Origin of the sequence: uncultured Campylobacter sp., assembly GCF_938030785.1 — a bacterium.
GTDB lineage: Bacteria > Campylobacterota > Campylobacteria > Campylobacterales > Campylobacteraceae > Campylobacter_B.
In genome coordinates this window covers 1-18173 of record NZ_CALHIK010000158.1, presented here as the reverse complement: position 1 = coordinate 18173, position 18173 = coordinate 1, and the positions used below count along the sequence as shown (strand labels likewise).

Genomic DNA, 18173 nt, shown 5'->3' with positions numbered 1-18173 from the left:
AAATTTCACGAACTTATGAAGCGAATTTTATAGACATAACGCTGTCGTTAAATTTCACTGTACCGCATGAGCCCGCAACGTCTTTTAAATTTGAAACTTCGCTCTTTTCGCTACGCTCGCTAGAAAATCCACTAAATTTATGACCATTGCGACCGCACAGCTGTTTTTCACATGGTATGCCGTCGCCGTCGCCGTCAGTATGCTGAGTGCCGCCTTCCTGCGCTCTGCCGCACTCACGTAAATATTGCATCGCTTCTTCGCAGCTGCTAAAATGCGAGCAATAGGTCTTGGCGCTGCAATCAAGTCCCAAAGCAAGACTAACTAATACTGAAAACAATAAAACTAATTTCATCGTCTCTCCTTAAAATTTTATGCAATTGTAGTGATAAATAGATAAAAAAATAATAAATTAGACAAAATTTTACAAACGGAACCTTGCTCGTATAATTTAAAAATACAAATATCGCTTAAAAATTTACGAGTGAGATTATTGATAGCAAATTTAGCCGCAAAAGGCGCAAATTTTACCGCTTACGACGTTTTATTCGGCGGCTGCGTCTAAAGAAATTTAGCGGCTTTAGAGTTTCTTTGCACTTTCAAAAGCCGCGACGCACTATGCCGCTAGGCGCTTTTGCGGGCGCGAGGCTTTCTTTTCGCGGGAGCACTTTTTGCGGGCACGCTTTTGCCGTCCGATAAATTTCCCAAGGCTAAATTTGCTTCGGATCTCTTCCTACCCCGACCCTTTGCTTTTCTATTTTGCAAAAACTCGCTGTACGGCGAGCCGTAAAGGCTAGCGTGCCAGATCGCGCATCCCAGCATCACTAGCCCGGAAATTTTATGCAGCTGCGACATGCGCGAGTTCATATTTAGCGCGGTTAGAGCCGTGATGCTCATACTCACTCCAAGCGCTGCTTTAGCCGCTTTGCGCTGAAAATTTAGATCCAAAATTTTATCTTCAATGCTCAAATTTTACCCCTTTAATGGAATTTAGTAGTAGCCCGATCGTCGTGCCGTTGTGCAGCAGCGCCGTAGCTACGGGACTTAGCGCGCCGAAGGTCGCCAAAAATAAAATGATCGAATTGATCCCCACGGTGGCGTTGAAATTTCGATTTACGAGTCGCAGCGTGTCGTTGGCCAGCGCCTTTACCTGCGCGACGCCCTCGATGTCGTTTTTCAAAAGCCCGATCTGCGCGGAAGCCTTGGCGATCTCGGCGCCGTTTAGCATGCTGATACCGATGTCCGCCTTCATCAGGCTCGGCGCATCGTTTATGCCGTCGCCCACGAAGACCACCTTTCGCCCCTCGGCTTTTAACTGCTCTAAAATTTCGGTCTTTTGCGTCGGCAGTAGCTCGCCGTAATAGCGATCTACGCCGAGCTTTTTGGCCACGGCGCGAGCTTTTGATTTCACGTCGCCGCTTAGCATGACGATCTGCCCTACGCCAAGCTCGCGAAGCCTAGCGATGACGGCGCGGGCGTTTGCGCGCACCTCGTCCCTAAGCCCGATGACGCCCAAAAGTCTGCCGTCAAATGCGATGTAAAGCAGCGCGAGCCCCTTTTGCATCGCAAGATCAATGGTCTCTTCGTGCGCCGCAAACGAGATCATCTCGTCGTCTTCGAGGAAGAGGCGCGAGCCGATGATGAGCTTTTTGCCCTCGATGCTTGTTTTAACGCCGTGAGCGACGACGAATTCCACCTCGTCGTGGTGCTTGTGGATAAAGCCATGCTTTTTGGCAGCATCCACGATCGCCTCGGCTACGGGATGGAAATAATGCTCCTCGGCGCTTGCGGTTAAATTTAAAATATCGTTTTTGCTGAAGCGCTCGTCAAACGATATGATCTCTGTGACCTCCAGATTGCCGTACGTAAGCGTGCCCGTCTTATCGAATACGAAGGTATCGGCGCTCGCAAGCGACTCAAGAGCTTTGGCGCCTTTGATCAAAATCCCGTTCTTGCCCGCCTTTGAAATGCTTGACTTAAAAGCAACCGGCGTAGGCAGCTTAAGCGCGCACGAGTAGTCCGCCTGCAGCACCGAAGCTACGCTCATAAAATTTCGATTTATCAGATAGGACACGCCCGCAAGCCCGAAGGTTACCGGCACGAGCTTGTCGGCTAAGTGAGTCGTATGCATGCCGATGCTGGAGCGCTCGTTAAGGGATGCCGTGATGTAGTGCTTAATGCGCTGCGTGGAGGTGTTTTCGCCGACGTTTTCCGCCCAGATACGTATCCTGCCCTCCTCCACGATCGTACCGCTCAGTACGCTATCGCCGCGAGATTTTTTCACCGCGACCGACTCGCCCGTCATATTGGCTTGATTTATCATCGCTTCGCCGCTTACGACGTGCCCGTCCACGGCTATGACGTCGCCTGCGCCCACGACCACGATGTCGCCTACCTTTAGCTTAGAAGTTGCGATTTTGACTTCAGTCTTTTTGCCGTTCTGATCTATCTCTACCCAAGCCTCCGCGATGTCCGGGCGGGCGAGCTCGCGGATTAAATCGTCGCTTTTATAAACGGTGCTTTCCTCCATATATTCGCCAAGAGCAAGCATTGTGTTGGTGCTGTTTGCTGCAAATACATCGCCGCGAGAGAGCGAAATCCAGACCGCCATCGCCTCAAGAGTTTTTGAGGTCAGTCCGTGACGCAGCGTCTCTTTTGCGCCCTGCTTCAGGATGGGAGTGCAGGCTAGCAAGCTAAGCGCACGCGCCGCCGGCGAAGTACGGAAGATAAAATTTACCCCCAGCGCAAAGAGCGCTAAGATAAATTCGTTTTTGCTTGGAAGCGAGCTTTTACTATGGATAAAATTCGGCTTGAAATCCGCTAAATTCAAACTACTAAGTTCGGTAAGAAATTTCTTTTTCTTGGAGCCGCTATTAAATTTAACGATGAGCGAGCCGATTTTAGCGTTAAATCTCGCATCCTGCACGCCATGAAATTTCGCCACGCTTCTAGCAAAAGCGCTCGCATCAATCTCTCTAAAACCGACGATTTTTAGCCGCAGTCTGGATTTAGTTTCATGTAAAATTTTAAAATTTTGCATCGACTACTCTTGCATCTCCGCCTTGGCGTCTTCAAAGCGCTCCTTCATCTCTTCGATGCCCATCTGAAACATCTCGGTGCCCTTTGCGATGAGCTTAAAAAGCTTCTTTTGCGCGTTTTCGTCGGTTAGAAAATAGGTCGCCGCGGCGCCGAGCAAAATCCCTGCGAAAAAGGAATTTCCGCCCTGGGCGCCAAATGGAGCGTTCGCAGAACCCGCGCCGGAAAATGTACCGAAAAATCCGCCCGGATTGAAGCCTTGGGCGCTCGAGTTTTCGTCTAAATTTGAACTTTTATTTTGCGAATAGCCGGAATTTACCCGCTCGTTTATCCATTTTGCCCAGCCGCCGAGCTTTTCGTCGCCGGCAAAGCCACCTTCGTATCTCTTGCCGCCGAAATCGTAATCGTCAAGAATTTCTTTCAAATCTTTTTTAGTTATATATGGGTTACTCATCTTTTGCCTTAAGGATCAAATTTCTACCCGCGACAAGCGCGCCTACGCATATCGCGATGCCCGCCGCCGCGCGCAGATACTCGCCTTGTACGAGTTTGTTTGCGCTGTAAATCGCGCCGCCGCCGATGATACCGCCGCTAAGCGCGATATCCAGCGCGTCGCGAATTGCCTTTGATCTGTCCTTGCCCTCTTTGATTTTGACGAGCTCTACGGCGCAACCGCCGATCGCTCCCGCTATGGCGCCGCTTAAAACGTGATCCAGCGGCGAACGCTGTGTCGTAAGTGATCTATTCATCTAAACCTCTATTTTTGCGATTTATCGGCGGATGGCTGCGAAGCGTTAAAATTATCGTTCGGACTTACTACTTGTGGGATTGAGATCGAAGCGGCTTTTGCCGTGCTTGCTCGCTTTTTAGTGGAGCCGGAGGCGCTTGCAGCGGTATTTTTCGCTCTTTTAGAGCCCGGCTTCGGTTCCGGTTTTTTTCTGGTTTTGCCGGCCGCGGCGGTCTTACTCGCAGCAGTTTTGCTTGCGCTTGCAGCGGCAGCCTTTTTAGAACCAGGTTTAGGGCCGGGTTTTTTTCTGGTTTTTTTAACCCCTTCGGCGCCCTCTAAATTTAAACTCTCTTTAGCGTCTTTTAAAATTTCTTTTGATTTTTTGCTAAGTTTTTCGGCGCTTTCCTTGACGCTATTTTTTAGCTCTTCGACGCTTTTGCTGTTTGCGATTTTGCTCGCACCTTCTTTGATTTTATCGCGATTGTTATAGGCGTAAAGCGCCGCGCAACCAATCGCAAAACCCGCTAGAAATGGGATCGGCATTTCGTTCTCCTTGTGTTAAGATTATAAAGTTATTTTATCAACTTCATATAGATTTTGATATTATAGCGACTTTTTTTCATTTTTGCAATTCCAATTTAATTTTTCGCAAAAAATTCTTTAGTTAAATTAGAAAATGCCCTATTTAAAAGATCTTGCAATTCAAATTTTTTAAATACTTCATCTAAATTTTGCGGATTTTTTAAAATTTCGCCTAATAAATTTGAAAAATTCAGTAAATCATCGCCATTAATTTTGGAATTTAACTCTTTTAAAATCGGCAAAATTTCATTATACGAAACCGCCTGCGCTCGGTAGAGCAGATCTTTAAATTCCTCGTTTTCGCTTGAATTAATCAGATCGTCGTAAAACATCATCGCGCTTTTTTCAATCAAAAGCGCGGAGGCTAAAAACTCGCCCTCACTTTTTGCGTTTAAAATTTCGTCGCTACTTGCGGGGGGCACGATCTGCGCGCCGCAGGAGGTCGCAAAATTTAATGTTTTTTGTAATGCCTCCGCGCGAAATTTTAAAATTTTTTCGCAACCTTCGCTTTTGAAATTTTTTGCGCCCAACGAATAAAATTCCAAAATAAGCGCCTCTTTTTCGATAAAAAGCGCTAAATTTGCGGCTTCCGCTTCGCTTAAAATCGCGCTAGGTTTTGTGTTTTTAACTATATTTTTTGCTTTCAAGATAGCGTCTTAATATTGGAATTGATGAGCTTCAAAAGCTCCGGCGAGCTGATGCCCTGCAAAAACTGATCCCAAAGATGCATCGGGAAAACATTTTCGTCGTAATGAATCGTCAGCGAGCCGATTAGAGCGTTAAATTTATACTCTTTTATCCCGCGAATCGCGGCGATTTTGGCTTTCAAGCTCTCCTCGCTCACGCTATCTCGCAACTCCCTTATTTTAGGACTTACGCGAATGCGGATGCGACCTTTGCTGTGGCTGATTTTGCTAAAATATTTATGAAATTCCAAAATATCGTTGTGATCTATCTGCATATTTTCCCTCAAATTTTATACGAAATGATATCGCAAATCGATTAATTCAAAATAAACCCGGTTAATTATTTGCGTTTCGGACGAAAAATCTTGATCTTGCTTTCATCCGCCGTTATGTAATTTCCGCCAATCAGATCGACGCAATACGGCACCGCCGGAAATACCGGTCGCAGGCACTCTTCGATCGCTTTTGGATTGCCGGGTAAATTTATAATCAGAGATTTTTTGCGGATCGCCGCTATCTGGCGCGATAAAATTCCCGTAGGTACGATCTTTTGGCTCTCTGCGCGCATTAGCTCGCCAAAGCCCGGCATTAATTTGTCGCTTACCGCTTCGGTCGCTTCAGGCGTTACGTCACGCGGCGCAGGACCCGTGCCGCCCGTGGTTAGCACCAAATCGCAACCCGCTTCGTCGCAAAAATAAATAAGCTTATTTTTGATCTGTTCAAGCTCGTCGGCGACGATTTCGTAAAAATACTCTCTTTCGCAGTTTAGCCACTCATCCATCACGCGGATGATCTCCTTGCCGCCCAAATCCTCATAAACGCCCTCGCTAGCGCGATCGCTGATTGTTAAAACTCCTATTTTTACCATTTTTTCTCCTTGTTTTAAATTTAAAATTTAATCGAAATTTAGCGTGCCGTTTTGCGGCTTTTCCCCAGAGCTTTCGCTATCTTTTTCCGGCTTTTGCAAATATTGCTCTTGCGCGGCAGCACCGTCCTGCTCAGCAGCAGCGGGATCGCATATACTTTGCACACCCTCAAAAGTTATGAACTCATAGACGAAAATTTGCTTTGAAATTTGATTTAGCTTATCCTGCATCGTGCGGATTATCTCGCTTACCTCGTCGTAGCAATCTTGCAAAATTTTATTCACGCTCTGCGCGCTAGGGGTGAAGCTGTCGCCCATCGCGAGCTCAAAAACCATCTTTTGCGCCAGCGCGATAGCCTGCTTTACGTCGCTAGCGGAATTTGAAAAAGCGTCGTTTTTATGGATCTGTAGCGCCGCCATACCGCTTAAAAGCACTTTGATTTGATTTAAAATTTGCGTTTTGGATTCGATTTCGAAATCCTCGTTTAAAAATTTATCGTTTAAAAGCTCGATCTTTTCGAAATCAAACGAATACCAATACGCGCTAAGCGCCTTTGCGCCCTGATAGAACGACTGGATCTCCTTTTCGTATTCGGTTAGAATTCTACTTTTTTGCACGCCGTAAAAGACTCTCATTCGCACGTTTTCAAAATCGCTAAGCTCGATCGTATCGCTGCCGCGCTTAAGAGCGTTGATCGCGGCCTCATTTACCAGCGTCGCTACTCCGGCGCCGCTAAAGCCCACGCAGAGGCGGCTTACCTTATTGATATTAGCGCTGCATCTTTTGCCTTCTAAATAAATTTTTAAAATTTCGATGCGGTCTTTGTAGTTCGGAAGCCCGATAAAAACGCGCCTATCAAAGCGCCCCGAGCGCAATAACGCATCGTCGATCATATTTATTTTGTTGGTCGCGCCGATTACCATCACGCCGCTATTTTCCTCAAATCCGTCCATCTCGGTCAGTAGCTGATTTAGCGTCGCTTCCCGCTCATCGTTGCGTCCGATGCCGCGCTTGCCGCCGACTGCATCGATCTCGTCGATAAAAATTATCGCGGGCGCGCAGGATTTGGCCTTCGCAAACAGCTCGCGAACTCGCCTGGCGCCGACGCCCACAAAGACCTCGGCGAAACTTGCGCCGCTTTGGTAAAAAAACGGCACGTCCGCCTCGCCGGCTACGGCTTTTGCAATTAGCGTTTTGCCGACGCCCGGCTCGCCGATCATTAAAATTCCTTTCGGCAGCTTTATGCCGAAATTTCGGTATTTTGCGGGATTTTTTAAAAAATCTACGATCTCTATGAGTTCGTCCTTGACCTCGCTGATGCCCGCGACGTCGCTAAATCTCACGTCGCTAACGCTTGGCGAAAGATCGCCGAGCTCCGCGTTTGCGCCGCCTTGACGAGCAGCGCCTACGCCGTCCATCCTACGGCGCCGCGCCAAAACAGTTTCAAAATAATATACGAAGAGAAAAAATGCGAACGTAAAAATTACCAAGATCGCGCTTATGCCGCCGCTTCCACTATCCTCTTCCTTCGTAATCAAAGCGTGGTTGGATAGCTCTTTTAAATTAACGATATCGGTTAAAATTTTATAGCGTTTGCCGTCGTAAACGAAGCTTAGCGTGCCGTCCTCGATATGCGCGCGCTTGATCTGATCTTTTCGTACCAGCTCGCTAAATTCGCGCTCGGTGATATATCGCGAATCGTCTTTAAAATAAACGATCGAGAGTAAAACGATAAGCAGCACTAAAAAAATCAGAATTATATTTAGCTTGCTTTTTTTGATTTTATGCAAAATTTCCATCAAATTTAACCTCATAATCTCTTATCTCCATCCATTTTTTCGACAAATCCTCATCGCTCTTGATCCAAATTTTATCATAAAATTGATCATATCCTTCATAAAACTCTCCGTTTTTCCGCTCGATCAGCACATTTAGCGGCACCTTGTGCGAAAGACGAAATTTATAATTATTCAGCGCCGTTATGTTTTGCAGCATCTTTAGCCGCGCCTTCGCCGTTTTGCCGTCTATGCGGCCTTTTAGCGAGGCCGAAACCGTCCCTTGCCGCGGCGAAAAGATAAAGGCGTGCAGATGCGTGAGCGGGAATTTTTTGAAATTTTCTACCGCTTCGAGCCAAAGCTCTTCGCTCTCGCCCGGATGCGCAACGATAAAATCCGTCCCCAGCGCAAACCCGCGCTCCGCAAGCTCGCAAAAAAGCTCCAAATCCCTTAGCGCGGAATTTCGGCGACGCATTATGCTAAGCATCTTTTGCGAAGTGTGCTGAAGCGCGATGTGCAGATGCCGCTCAAGCCACGGCTCGGACAGAATTTCGCGAAAGCTCTTATCGATCTGCGAGGGCTCGATGCTACCTAGGCGGATACGGCGAATTCCTCGGATCGCGCCCAGTTTTTGAAGCAGCGCGCCGAGGCTCGTGCCCGAGGCCTTACCGTAGCTGCCGATATTGGTGCCGGTTAGCACGATCTCGCTAAAGCCGTTTGCGGCAAGGCTCGCCGCCTCTTTTAAGATCGCGTCTTCAGAGCTGCTTCGCGAGCGGCCGCGCACGGATGGGATTATGCAGTAGCTGCAGTTAAAATCGCACCCCTCTTGAATTTTAATAAAGGCCTTGGTGTGATCCTCGTAGTCGCTTACTAAGCTTTTTTCGACGCCGTCAAGACCTCCGATATCGTAAAATTTCGACCGTGAGCTCAAAAACTCGTCGATCTTTTCCTTTTGCGACATTCCGAACACGCCAAAGACCGCGCCGTTTTTATACAGCTCCTCACCGCGCGAGACCGCGCCGCAGCCGGTTAGCAATATCTTTTTACCGAGGCGGTTCATCTTGTTTACGTAGTTTCGTACGTCTGCGTCGGCGCCGTTCGTAACGGTGCAGGAGTTTATCACGACGATGTCCGCGCCCTGCTCGTCATGCGTGATCTCTCCCGATTTTAGATTGCTTTTGATAAGCTGCGTGTCGTAGATATTTGTGCGGCATCCAAACGTTTTAAAATAAATTTTCAAATTTCGCTCCCGGATCCGCTTCCTGCAGCAAAGCCCGCGCCCTGCGCCGCTGCGTTTAAATTTTGTGAGCCTTGCTGCTCGAAGCTGAGATCTTGCGCCGCAAAATTTCTGCCTGCCGCCGCGTAGTTTTTGCCGTTAAAAAGCGTGTATGCGGGATAGGCGATCTTGATATCGGGCTCGCTTCTTAGCGCATCTAAAATTTCAGCCGAGATGTTGCTGCGAAGCCCGAGCGTCGCGTAAGAGTTCGTCATATACCAAACCGAAATTTCAATGCCGTACGGCTCAAAAAAGCTGAAAATTCTAGGCTCGACGTTTGGATTTTTGATACTGTATTGCGAGCGTAACTGGCTCATCTGCTTTTTGGCGATGTCGGTGTAGCCCTTGGAATACTTCCGCACGATGTTTTTTATAAGATACATCGCCTTTTTATGGTTGCTATCAAAGGTTAGAAGTATGCTAATGCCGTCCCAGACGGTCTTAAGCCCGCTGTGGGTGTAGTTTGAGATAAGATCGGTAAAAATATAATTGTTCGGTATGAAAATCACCCTGCCGGCGCGCTTGTTTTCCTTCCATGTAGTAAGCGTAACGTCCTCAAAAATCGTCATCCTAAGCACTGAAATATCGATGATGTCGCCTACGTAGGTCTCGCCGTTTTTATGCACCCTGATGCGATCGCCTACGCGAAAGCTGCCGCCGAGCACGATCGTAAGCCAGCCCAAGGAGCTCATAAACATATCTTTCATCGCAATCGCAAGACCGGCAGAGGCAAAGCCCAGAACCGTCACGAAATGCGTCATATTTTCGATATAAGAAAAGAGCAGTATCAGGGCAATCAGCGTGAAATTTAAAACGTTGATGATTTTATTCGCGATGTAGAAATTTTCATCGTTTTTGATATATTTTTTCGCCACCACCTTGCAGAAAAAGGACAGCGCGATGACTACGAGTATCCATACGGCGATATTTCCCGCGCGCTTGACCTGCGCTTTTATATCGGCGGTCTGCACGGCGATTTGGGAGTTGATCTTTTTTTCGTAAACGTCGTACGTAGTCTGCGCGATCTCGTACGCGGAGCTGAACTCTCCGAGCTCGTAATCTAAATTTTTAAGCTCCGCCGCAGCGCTTGCGTCCGCACTAGCCTGCATCAAGCGATCATATAGCGCCCTTTTTGCTTCAAGTTTATCGATTAAAATTTTGATATTTTCGATGGCGTTTTTCTGCTCCATCTTTTGAGCTTGTAAATTTCTAATCGTAGAAAAACCGGAAATTATCGAAAAAGGATTTGTAATGCGCGCAGGCTCGGGGGTTTCAGGCATCGCGATAATGTCTAAAAACGGGGATTTTTCATACTCTTTTAATAGTATGAGCTGCTCTTTTGCAGCGCGGAGTCTTTTTTGAATCTCCGCGATCTTATCGGTGCCGGTGCTCTTTTTTAGCTCCGCTTCTAGCTGGCTGGATTGCTTTTGTAAATTTTGATAACGGATGAAATTTGAAAAGCGCGAGATCCAGATATTATTTTTGATCTCGTCGTCTATCGCTTTTATTTGAGCTTTTAGCGATGAAGCGAGCTCCGCGCTTTGCGTCTGATTTTTGTCGTTTTGAGGCGCGCCGGAGTCGATCTGTGCACTCGGATTTACAGGTGTGAAATTTCCCTCGCAAAAACCAAGGCTAAAAATCAAAAAAACGGCTAGGATTATTTTCATGCAAACTCTCTTAACGTGGCTATTACCGCGGCTTTGTCTATATCATCGACGATACGAAATTTACCGATGCCATCTGGCAAGATAAATTTTATCTTGCCGTTTTCGCTCTTTTTATCGAGAAAAAATAGCTCGTAAAACGCGTCTATATCTTTGATCTTAAATTTCACCGGAAGCGCGAATTTTTGAAGCACGGCGCGGATCTTCTCCTCCTGCTCGCTGCTTAGCTTACCGAGGCGTCGCGCTAGCGCATTTGCTATCACCATACCGATCGCCACAGCTTCGCCGTGCAAAAAGCGCGTATAGTTCGTGCTCTGCTCGATCGCGTGCGCGAAGGTATGGCCGTAATTAAGCGCCGCTCTGATGCCGCTTTCGCGCTCGTCGCGAGCTACGACCTCTGCTTTGATAGCCACGCAGCGCGCGATTATATGCGAAATTTCATCGGCGCTTTTCAGATCGTGCGTCTCGAAAAATTTAAATAGTTCGACATCAAAGCATACAGCCATCTTTACGGCCTCCGCAACGCCTGCGGCAAACTCCCGCGCAGGAAGAGTAGATAAAAATCTGCTCTCGCAATAAACCGCGCGCGGCTGATAAAAGGAGCCGATTAAATTTTTGCCGAAGCGATTATTTACGCCCGTTTTACCGCCGACGCTTGCATCCACTTGCGCCAGCAAGGTCGTAGGTATATTGATAAAATCGATACCGCGCTCATAAATGCTCGCGCAAAAGCCCGTTATGTCGCTAATGACACCACCGCCAAGAGCAATGAGCGTACTTTTGCGATCAAGCTTGGAACTGAAAAGCTGCTCTAAGATTTGCTCCATGCTCGCGGTATTTTTATACTCCTCGCCGTCCGGGATCGTGATGATAAATTTTTGCTCGCATTTTAACCGCTGCAATAAAAAATCAAGCCACAGCCCGCCTACTTTGGGATTTGTGATGATCGCTACCTTGCCTTTGAGCTTGATCTCTTGCAGTTCGTCGATAAAAACGCTATAACTTTTTTCGCCCAAGCTTAAATCGATTTTCATACGCCACCTTTGATTTTTGGGTATTGTAACATAATTTTACTTACCTTTCGTATCCGTAATCGCCGGGGATAAAAATTTGATGATTTTTGCCGAGTTTAAAATACATCTGATCTAAATCCTTTTTGAAAATCGCCGTGATTTTTTTATCTAAAATTCTATCGTTAAACGGCACGAATTGCAGCAAATTTCGCTCGCTGCTAAGCGATAAAATCGGGTTTTTGCTCTCATCGGTTACGATGTATAGGCTCTGCTTAAAAAGCTTGGAAAGATCGGCGTAGCTTTGAGCAAATTCGCTCTTTTGCCCCTCCGTATCCGCGAAAAGATACAGATACACGTCTAGCCCGAGCTGCGAGCTGATATCAAAGACGATGCTCGATTCCTCGCGCAGCCCTTCGCCCTCGCTTATTACGACGCTTTTTTCCACGTCTTTTAGCTCGCCGTCGCCCAGGCTTAGCACCGGAATTTCAAGCGATTTTAACGCAGCTTTATTCGCCTCGAAAACCTCGCTGCTGCAAACCGCAAGCCCTACTTTGTTTTCGCTTACGTCGCGCTTTAAATTTAGCTCGCCCGAGTAATCGATGAGAATTTCAAATTTATCCCGCTTGCACAGCTCCTTCATCCGCGCAAACTCGTCGTTTATCGTAGGATTTAGAACTCGCAGATAAATTTTATGATTTTTGATGTGCAGATCCAAAAACTCAAGCGCTCTGATCGCCTTTGAAATCTCCGACTCGCTCATTTTTTTCATATCGATTAGCGCGTAGATATTTAGCCCGAACGGCGAGGGAAACTGCCCCTTTTGCTTCTTCGCTTCCGCAAATACCGCTCGCAGCGCGCTCGGCTCGCCTACGACCAAGATCGTATCGTTGGGATAGATCCTAGTATTCGGGCTTGTCACGATGTAATTATTATGGCGGTAGATCATCGGAATTTGATATTTAGCGCTATGAAGCACGCTTAGCTTTTTATACGCAAACGAGCTTCCCACGGGCACTTTAAGCTCCATTATCTCGCCTCGCCCAAGCCCGATATTGCCCGCAAAAACGGGACTATCCGGCAAAAAGCCGATGAAGCGCGAGGAATTTAGCGCGAGGGTATTTACGATTTTTACGTGAGCTTCGTTTTTATTATCGCGCAAAAGCCCCCAAAAATCGGCTGCGTACAGCTCTAAATCGGGAGCGAGCGTCTTTAAATTTTCTAGCGTCACCTTGGCGTCAAACTCATCATCCATTATCATTATGCAGCGATCAAATTCTGCTAGGCTCAGCACCACGCGCAGCCGCTCAATGCTCGTGGGATCGAAAATTTCGATGCTGAAATTTTGCTCTTTTTGCAGCGCCTCCGGAACGCTGAGCGCGTTTTTTGCGACGACGCGGTAATTGTGCACGACGTCTTTAATCTTATAAACCTGGGATAAAAAATGGCGCGCAAACTCGCCGCTTGCGATGATGAGGATCTGTTTCATTGCTCTCCGTTTCGTGGTTTTGCAAAGATTATAACCAAAAACGGCTAAATTTTAAACCGCGCGCGGATAAATTTTGCAGGCAAGTCGGGGCGCGGCGACTTAAAAATTTAAAGATCGAAATTTTAAAATCAAAGTTTGAAATTCCAAAAGCGAGGCTTAAATTTTAAAATATATTAAAACCAAGCCTCGTTAAATTTAATCTTGCCGCTTAGAGCGATAAAATTTCATAAATTTAAAAGCGGCGCTATAACCATTCGCGCCGCCGAAGTAGAAATTTTAAACCCGCTAGATTTTAAAATTTCACCTCCGCAGAGAGCATAAAGCTTCTGCTTTCGCCTAGCGTTACGCCGTTTGCCGAGCCTAGCACGCTAGTTACGTTAAGTCCGCCCGCACCGTCGGCGCTAGCAGGATACATTCCCGCCCAGTATTTTTTGTTAAATACGTTATTTACGTTGAAGCGCAGCGTGGTCTTATCGCCCAAAAGATGCTCGCTAGTGTATCTCATGCCAAGATCGGTAACGAAAAAGCTAGGAGTGCTCTGGGTATTTAGATCGTCCAGATACATCTTGCCGGTGTAGTGGAAATTTGTGCTGATCGCAAGCTTGTTTGTGCCCGGGATCTCGTAATCAAACATCAAATTTGCATTGAGCTTAGGGATGCCGTTTGCAACCTTGCGATTAGCGCCCTCGATGCTTACGTTGTGCATCTTAGGATCGATGTAGGTAAAGCCTCCGAGCACGCTTAAATTTTCAGTTATTCGTCCGCCGCTCATAAACTCAAATCCGCGGTTGCGCTGCTCGCCGTTTATGCCGTAGCGTCCGGTAGAGCTATTTAGATACGCGATAGGTCTGCGGATATCAAAATACGCTACGCTAAAATCGATCATATCGGCTACGCGGATCTTAGCGCCGATCTCGTGCTGCTTGGAGCGATACGGCGACGTAGAGGCGACCTCTCCCGCATATGGGCTGCTCGCCGGATAAACATAGGTAGAGCCCTGCTGTAAGCTATCTGCATAAGTGTAGTAGATGCTAGCGTCCTCTATCGGATGAAAGATCAAGCTGCCCGCCCAGCTATATCCCGAATCGCTATAGGCTTTGACAAGTCTTTGCTGGGCAGTATTGTAGGATTCCTGCCTCATCCACGCCTTAGATGCGCTTAACATCACGTCAAATTTATCGTTTATCGTGATATCGTCTAGCACCGAGACGTTATACATATCTATTACTGCGAAATGATATAACCCGCTTCCGCGCTTAGCGTTAGTGTGATCTAAAATTTTAGGATCGTTTATATTGCCTATAGTAGGCGAGACATAGTTAGTACTCGCGTTTTTATATCTATCCTGCGTCCAGTGATAGCCATTGGTCTGCACGCTAAAATCATGCTCGATATCGCCCGTGTTAAACTGAGTATTGGCCTTGAGATAGCCGCTTGGCAGGTCGAATCTATATGCCGCCGTAGCACCGCCGCTATGTTGAGTATAATAATCACCCGGCTGCGTCCATTTCGCGTTTGGATTAGCTACACATATAGGAGGCTTTCTATTATTCGGCAAAGCGGCATAATTGGCGCAATCAAACCCTTCGGGAAGCAAATAGTTTACGACGCTGTGAATGTCACGATCGGAGCGCTGAAGCTGAAAGCCGCCCTCTAAATACCATTTATCGGTAGGCGTAAATTTAAATTTCGCGCTTGCGGTCGTGGTTTTCAGACGCATACCTCCGAAACTCTGCCCAAGACCGCGCTCTGAGGAATCTACTGCTCTTGGAAGCGTAATTCCGTCCGTAATCTTGCCGTCTTTTACGCCGAGGGCAAACTGCCCCGCAAAGCCCTTGGTATTGTGCTCATAATAGCTTGCCGCGGCTTCAAAAGTAAGATCGCCCGTCGGATAAAATTCCATCGTGACGCTGGCTAGGCGGCGCTGCAAATTTGAACCCTTCGGTTGTCTGTTGCCGTTTGATCCGTAAAATACCGTGCGGTAGCCGAATTTTTCAAATTTATCGGATAGATCAAGACCAAGCCCCAGATTGCTTCGCGACATATAATCGCTCCAAATTATGTATTGATCTTTTACCGGGCGCTTGCGCGTGTAGCTGAAAATCCCGACCGGATTTTGCGCGCTGTAGAGCGAGCCTGCGACGCCGTTTTGCACTTGAAAACTCTCAAACATCGCCATCGGAATCGCCGTCGTCGAAATCGTATAAAAGCCGTCCCAGAAGCTGTTGCCTACGACGCTGCCCTCAAAGCCGCGCGTCTGCGGGCGTCCGACCGTAGCGCCGCCACGCATCTGAATCTGCGCGGACGGGAAGTATTTGACCGCCTCCTCGTAGCCGGTGACGCCTTGGTGGTTCATGATCTCCTTGCTGATCGTGTTGATCTGATAGGGAAGATCCAAAGCGCGCTTGCCCGCAAGCATACCATGTTGCACGTTTTTGCTCAAAAAGCCCTCGTCGATGCCGCTCTCGCTGATATTATCGCCGACGCTGTTTACCTCGACGGTGCCTAAACTTTGCTCATTTTTAGGCGATAAGGCGCTATTACTCTCGCCCGAAGATGAGCCCTCTGCGGCGTTTAGCGTGCCCGCTAGCACGCAAATACATGCCGCTAATGAAATTTTAAATTTCATCGTTTTCCTTCGTTCCATTATTTTCCTTTCGTTATGGATATATTTAATATTATTTTTCGGCATATTAGAAAAATTTTCCTAAATTTAGGCTAAATTTACGATATGAAGCTATATATTTAGAATTGTATTTTTGTGGCTTAAAATTATATGGACGACATACTGCGACACAAAAGAAAAATCGCGTGAATTTATATGAAATTCTAAAATTTTAATGTAAAATCATCTTATGAAAAATCTAATATCAGCGCTTAAACAAGCGCAAAACCTACTTAAAAACTACAAATGCCTATATGATTCGCAGCTGATGCACCACGCATCGAGCCTTAGCTTTCATACGATTTTGGCGCTGCTGCCGGTGCTGATGGTCTCGCTTAGCGTCTTTATGCAGCTGCCGAGCTTTAAGAGCTACTACGATAAGATAATGGATTTTATATTTTCAAATTTACTCCCCGCCAACCAAGCAAGCCTCATTCCCTACATCGAGGAGTTTATGTCAAACGGCCTAAGCCTCGGTGTGACGGGCTTTTGCGCCGTGCTGGTAACGTCGGTGCTGTTTTTCGGCGATTTTGAGACGATCATCTCGCGCATCTCGCACTCTCCGCAGCGAAGCTTTTTTAAGAGCCTAAGCACCTACTGGACGCTAATGACGCTCGCTCCCGTGGGTCTTGGAGCGTCGTTTTACATAAGCGGCGAGCTGCAAGATCTGCTGAATAAAACCGAGTTTACCAGCTGGATAAATTTTTTAAAAGCCCTGCCCTACCTCATCGTCTGGGCGATCTTTGCGATCACTTACGCCACTGCGATCAACCGCGAGATCCGCGCCAAAGCGGTGCTCATCTCCTCGCTCGTAGCGTCGATTTTATGGTGGCTTTCGAGGCTCGTTTTTGCGCAGTACGTGTTTTATAACAAAACCTACCTTAGCATCTACGGCTCCTTTTCGGTGGTGCTGTTTTTCTTCCTGTGGATCTACATCAGCTGGATCTTTTATCTAAACGGCGTGAAATTCTGCGTATTTTTAGATACTAAATTTAAAAACGACCGCGCCAAAGCCTCCGCATAAAATTTCAAATTTTAATTTTAATTGAGCTATAATCGCTAAATTTAAACCACCATAGGAAGAGCTATGAAAACACAGAGCAATTTTATAAACCGCGAGCTAAGCTGGCTGCGCTTCAATACACGCGTGCTGGAACAATGCAAAAAGGATATCCCGCTAATTGAAAAATTAAAATTTCTAGCGATTTACAGCACGAATTTAGACGAATTTTATATGATCCGCGTGGCGGGCTTGAAGCAGCTTTTTACCGCCGGCGTTATAACCAGCGGGGACGACGAGATGACGCCCCTAGAGCAGCTGCGCGCGATCCGCTCATATTTAAGAAATGAACAAACCGAGCTTGAGCAGCAGTATTTCGGCATCCAAAAAGAGCTTTGCAAAAACGGGCTTTTTATCAAAAGCTACGACGAGCTACCGCCCGAGCTAAAGCCGGCGGCAGACGAGTTTTTTTTCTCGCAGATAATGCCCGTCATCGTCCCGATCGCAGTGGATGCGACCCATCCTTTCCCGCATCTAAATAATCTCAGCTTCTCCCTCGCAGTCAAACTTTGCGATGAGGGCGCGTCCGAGTCGGTACATTTTGGGATGATTAGAATTCCGCGCGTGATTCCGCGCTTCGTGCAGGTCGCGCAAAACACCTACGTGCCGATCGGCACTATCGTAAAGCGCCACGCGGAGGAAATTTTCCCCGGCTACAAGCTCATCAGCTCCGCAGCCTTCCGCGTCACGCGAAACGCAGATATCGTAATCGAAGAGGAGGAAGCGGACGATTTTATGATGATTTTAGAAGCGGGGCTTAAACTGCGCCGCAAGGGGGCTTTCGTACGACTTCAGATCGAAAAGGACGCCGATGCCGAGCTTTTAGAATTTCTAAATTCTCATCTTAAAATTTTTTACAAAGATATATATGAATGCGCAGTACCGCTTACGCTGGACGGGCTTTGGGAGATCGCTTCCAATAAGGATTTTTCCTTTCTAGCCCATCCTCAGTATCTGCCAAAGACGCTGCCCCCCTTTAACGAAAACACCTCCGTTATGAGCGCGATGGAGAAGGAGGATATCCTACTGATCCATCCTTACGAGAGCTTTGATCCCGTCCAAAAGCTCATCAAAGAGGCCGCCAAGGATCCGAAGGTCATCTCGATCCGCATGACGCTGTACCGGGTGGAGAAAAACTCGCCGATCGTCCAGAGCCTGATCGAGGCCGCAAGCGACGGCAAGCAGGTAACGGTGATGGTCGAGCTTAAGGCGAGGTTTGATGAGGAGAACAACCTGCACTGGGCAAAGGCTCTCGAAGACGCGGGCGCGCACGTAATCTACGGTATCACGGGCTTTAAAGTCCACGCCAAGGTAACTCAGATCATTAAAAAAGAGGATGG

At 47.3% G+C, this 18173-nt stretch carries 17 protein-coding genes; 2 read left to right on the top strand and 15 right to left on the bottom strand.

Annotated elements, in window-relative coordinates; genetic code table 11:
- Positions 1 to 13: 13 nt before the first annotated feature.
- The 15 genes from Q0438_RS09360 to Q0438_RS09290 form a co-directional block, all read right to left on the bottom strand.
- Positions 14 to 352 (bottom strand): excalibur calcium-binding domain-containing protein, encoded by a 339-nt coding sequence (locus tag Q0438_RS09360; protein WP_299190376.1) that lies wholly within the window; start codon positions 350 to 352, stop codon positions 14 to 16.
- Positions 353 to 621: 269 nt separating this feature from the next.
- Positions 622 to 966: a hypothetical protein gene (locus tag Q0438_RS09355; protein WP_299190374.1), complete on the bottom strand. Its 345-nt coding sequence runs from the start codon at positions 964 to 966 to the stop codon at positions 622 to 624.
- Positions 956 to 3037, bottom strand: a complete 2082-nt coding sequence (locus Q0438_RS09350) for a heavy metal translocating P-type ATPase (protein WP_299190373.1) — start codon at positions 3035 to 3037, stop codon at positions 956 to 958. Before Q0438_RS09350 ends, Q0438_RS09355 begins: the two co-directional genes overlap by 11 nt.
- Before the next feature lie 3 nt (positions 3038 to 3040).
- Entirely contained in the window at positions 3041 to 3487 is a 447-nt protein-coding gene (locus Q0438_RS09345) for a hypothetical protein (protein ID WP_299190372.1), read from the bottom strand.
- Entirely contained in the window at positions 3480 to 3782 is a 303-nt protein-coding gene (locus tag Q0438_RS09340; RefSeq protein ID WP_299190371.1) for a Cys/Met metabolism pyridoxal-phosphate-dependent enzyme, read from the bottom strand. The genes Q0438_RS09345 and Q0438_RS09340 overlap by 8 nt, the downstream gene beginning before the upstream one ends.
- Before the next feature lie 8 nt (positions 3783 to 3790).
- Positions 3791 to 4303 (bottom strand): hypothetical protein, encoded by a 513-nt coding sequence (locus Q0438_RS09335; RefSeq protein ID WP_299190369.1) that lies wholly within the window; start codon positions 4301 to 4303, stop codon positions 3791 to 3793.
- A 95-nt stretch (positions 4304 to 4398) separates the two neighbouring features.
- Positions 4399 to 4989, bottom strand: a complete 591-nt coding sequence (locus tag Q0438_RS09330; protein WP_299190367.1) for a hypothetical protein — start codon at positions 4987 to 4989, stop codon at positions 4399 to 4401.
- On the bottom strand, positions 4986 to 5303 hold the full coding sequence (locus Q0438_RS09325) for an HMA2 domain-containing protein (RefSeq protein WP_299190365.1): 318 nt from the start codon (positions 5301 to 5303) through the stop codon (positions 4986 to 4988). The genes Q0438_RS09330 and Q0438_RS09325 overlap by 4 nt, the downstream gene beginning before the upstream one ends.
- A 65-nt stretch (positions 5304 to 5368) precedes the next feature.
- Entirely contained in the window at positions 5369 to 5896 is a 528-nt protein-coding gene (gene mog, locus Q0438_RS09320; protein WP_299190363.1) for a molybdopterin adenylyltransferase, read from the bottom strand.
- Positions 5897 to 5923: 27 nt separating this feature from the next.
- The gene (locus Q0438_RS09315) at positions 5924 to 7708 is read right to left on the bottom strand and encodes an AAA family ATPase (RefSeq protein ID WP_299190361.1); all 1785 of its coding nucleotides are present in this window, start codon (positions 7706 to 7708) and stop codon (positions 5924 to 5926) included.
- A complete protein-coding gene (gene mtaB, locus Q0438_RS09310) occupies positions 7677 to 8909 on the bottom strand; it encodes a tRNA (N(6)-L-threonylcarbamoyladenosine(37)-C(2))-methylthiotransferase MtaB (RefSeq protein ID WP_299190359.1) in 1233 nt (410 codons plus the stop codon). Before mtaB ends, Q0438_RS09315 begins: the two co-directional genes overlap by 32 nt.
- Entirely contained in the window at positions 8906 to 10612 is a 1707-nt protein-coding gene (locus Q0438_RS09305; protein WP_299190357.1) for a mechanosensitive ion channel domain-containing protein, read from the bottom strand. Before Q0438_RS09305 ends, mtaB begins: the two co-directional genes overlap by 4 nt.
- Positions 10609 to 11643 carry a 3-dehydroquinate synthase gene (aroB, locus tag Q0438_RS09300; protein ID WP_299190356.1) on the bottom strand — a complete coding sequence of 345 codons (1035 nt, stop codon included), beginning with the start codon at positions 11641 to 11643 and terminating at the stop codon, positions 10609 to 10611. Before aroB ends, Q0438_RS09305 begins: the two co-directional genes overlap by 4 nt.
- A 40-nt stretch (positions 11644 to 11683) precedes the next feature.
- A complete protein-coding gene (locus tag Q0438_RS09295; RefSeq protein ID WP_299190354.1) occupies positions 11684 to 13108 on the bottom strand; it encodes a TrkA C-terminal domain-containing protein in 1425 nt (474 codons plus the stop codon).
- A 292-nt stretch (positions 13109 to 13400) separates the two neighbouring features.
- The gene (locus Q0438_RS09290; protein ID WP_299190394.1) at positions 13401 to 15737 is read right to left on the bottom strand and encodes a TonB-dependent receptor; all 2337 of its coding nucleotides are present in this window, start codon (positions 15735 to 15737) and stop codon (positions 13401 to 13403) included.
- A 226-nt stretch (positions 15738 to 15963) separates the two neighbouring features.
- Here Q0438_RS09290 and Q0438_RS09285 point away from each other — a divergent pair, with 226 nt between their 5' ends.
- Together Q0438_RS09285 and ppk1 are read left to right on the top strand one after the other, a co-directional pair.
- Positions 15964 to 16797, top strand: a complete 834-nt coding sequence (locus Q0438_RS09285; protein WP_299190352.1) for a YihY family inner membrane protein — start codon at positions 15964 to 15966, stop codon at positions 16795 to 16797.
- Positions 16798 to 16860: 63 nt separating this feature from the next.
- A partial coding sequence (ppk1, locus tag Q0438_RS09280) for a polyphosphate kinase 1 (RefSeq protein ID WP_299190350.1) occupies positions 16861 to 18173 on the top strand: 1313 nt, incomplete at its 3' end.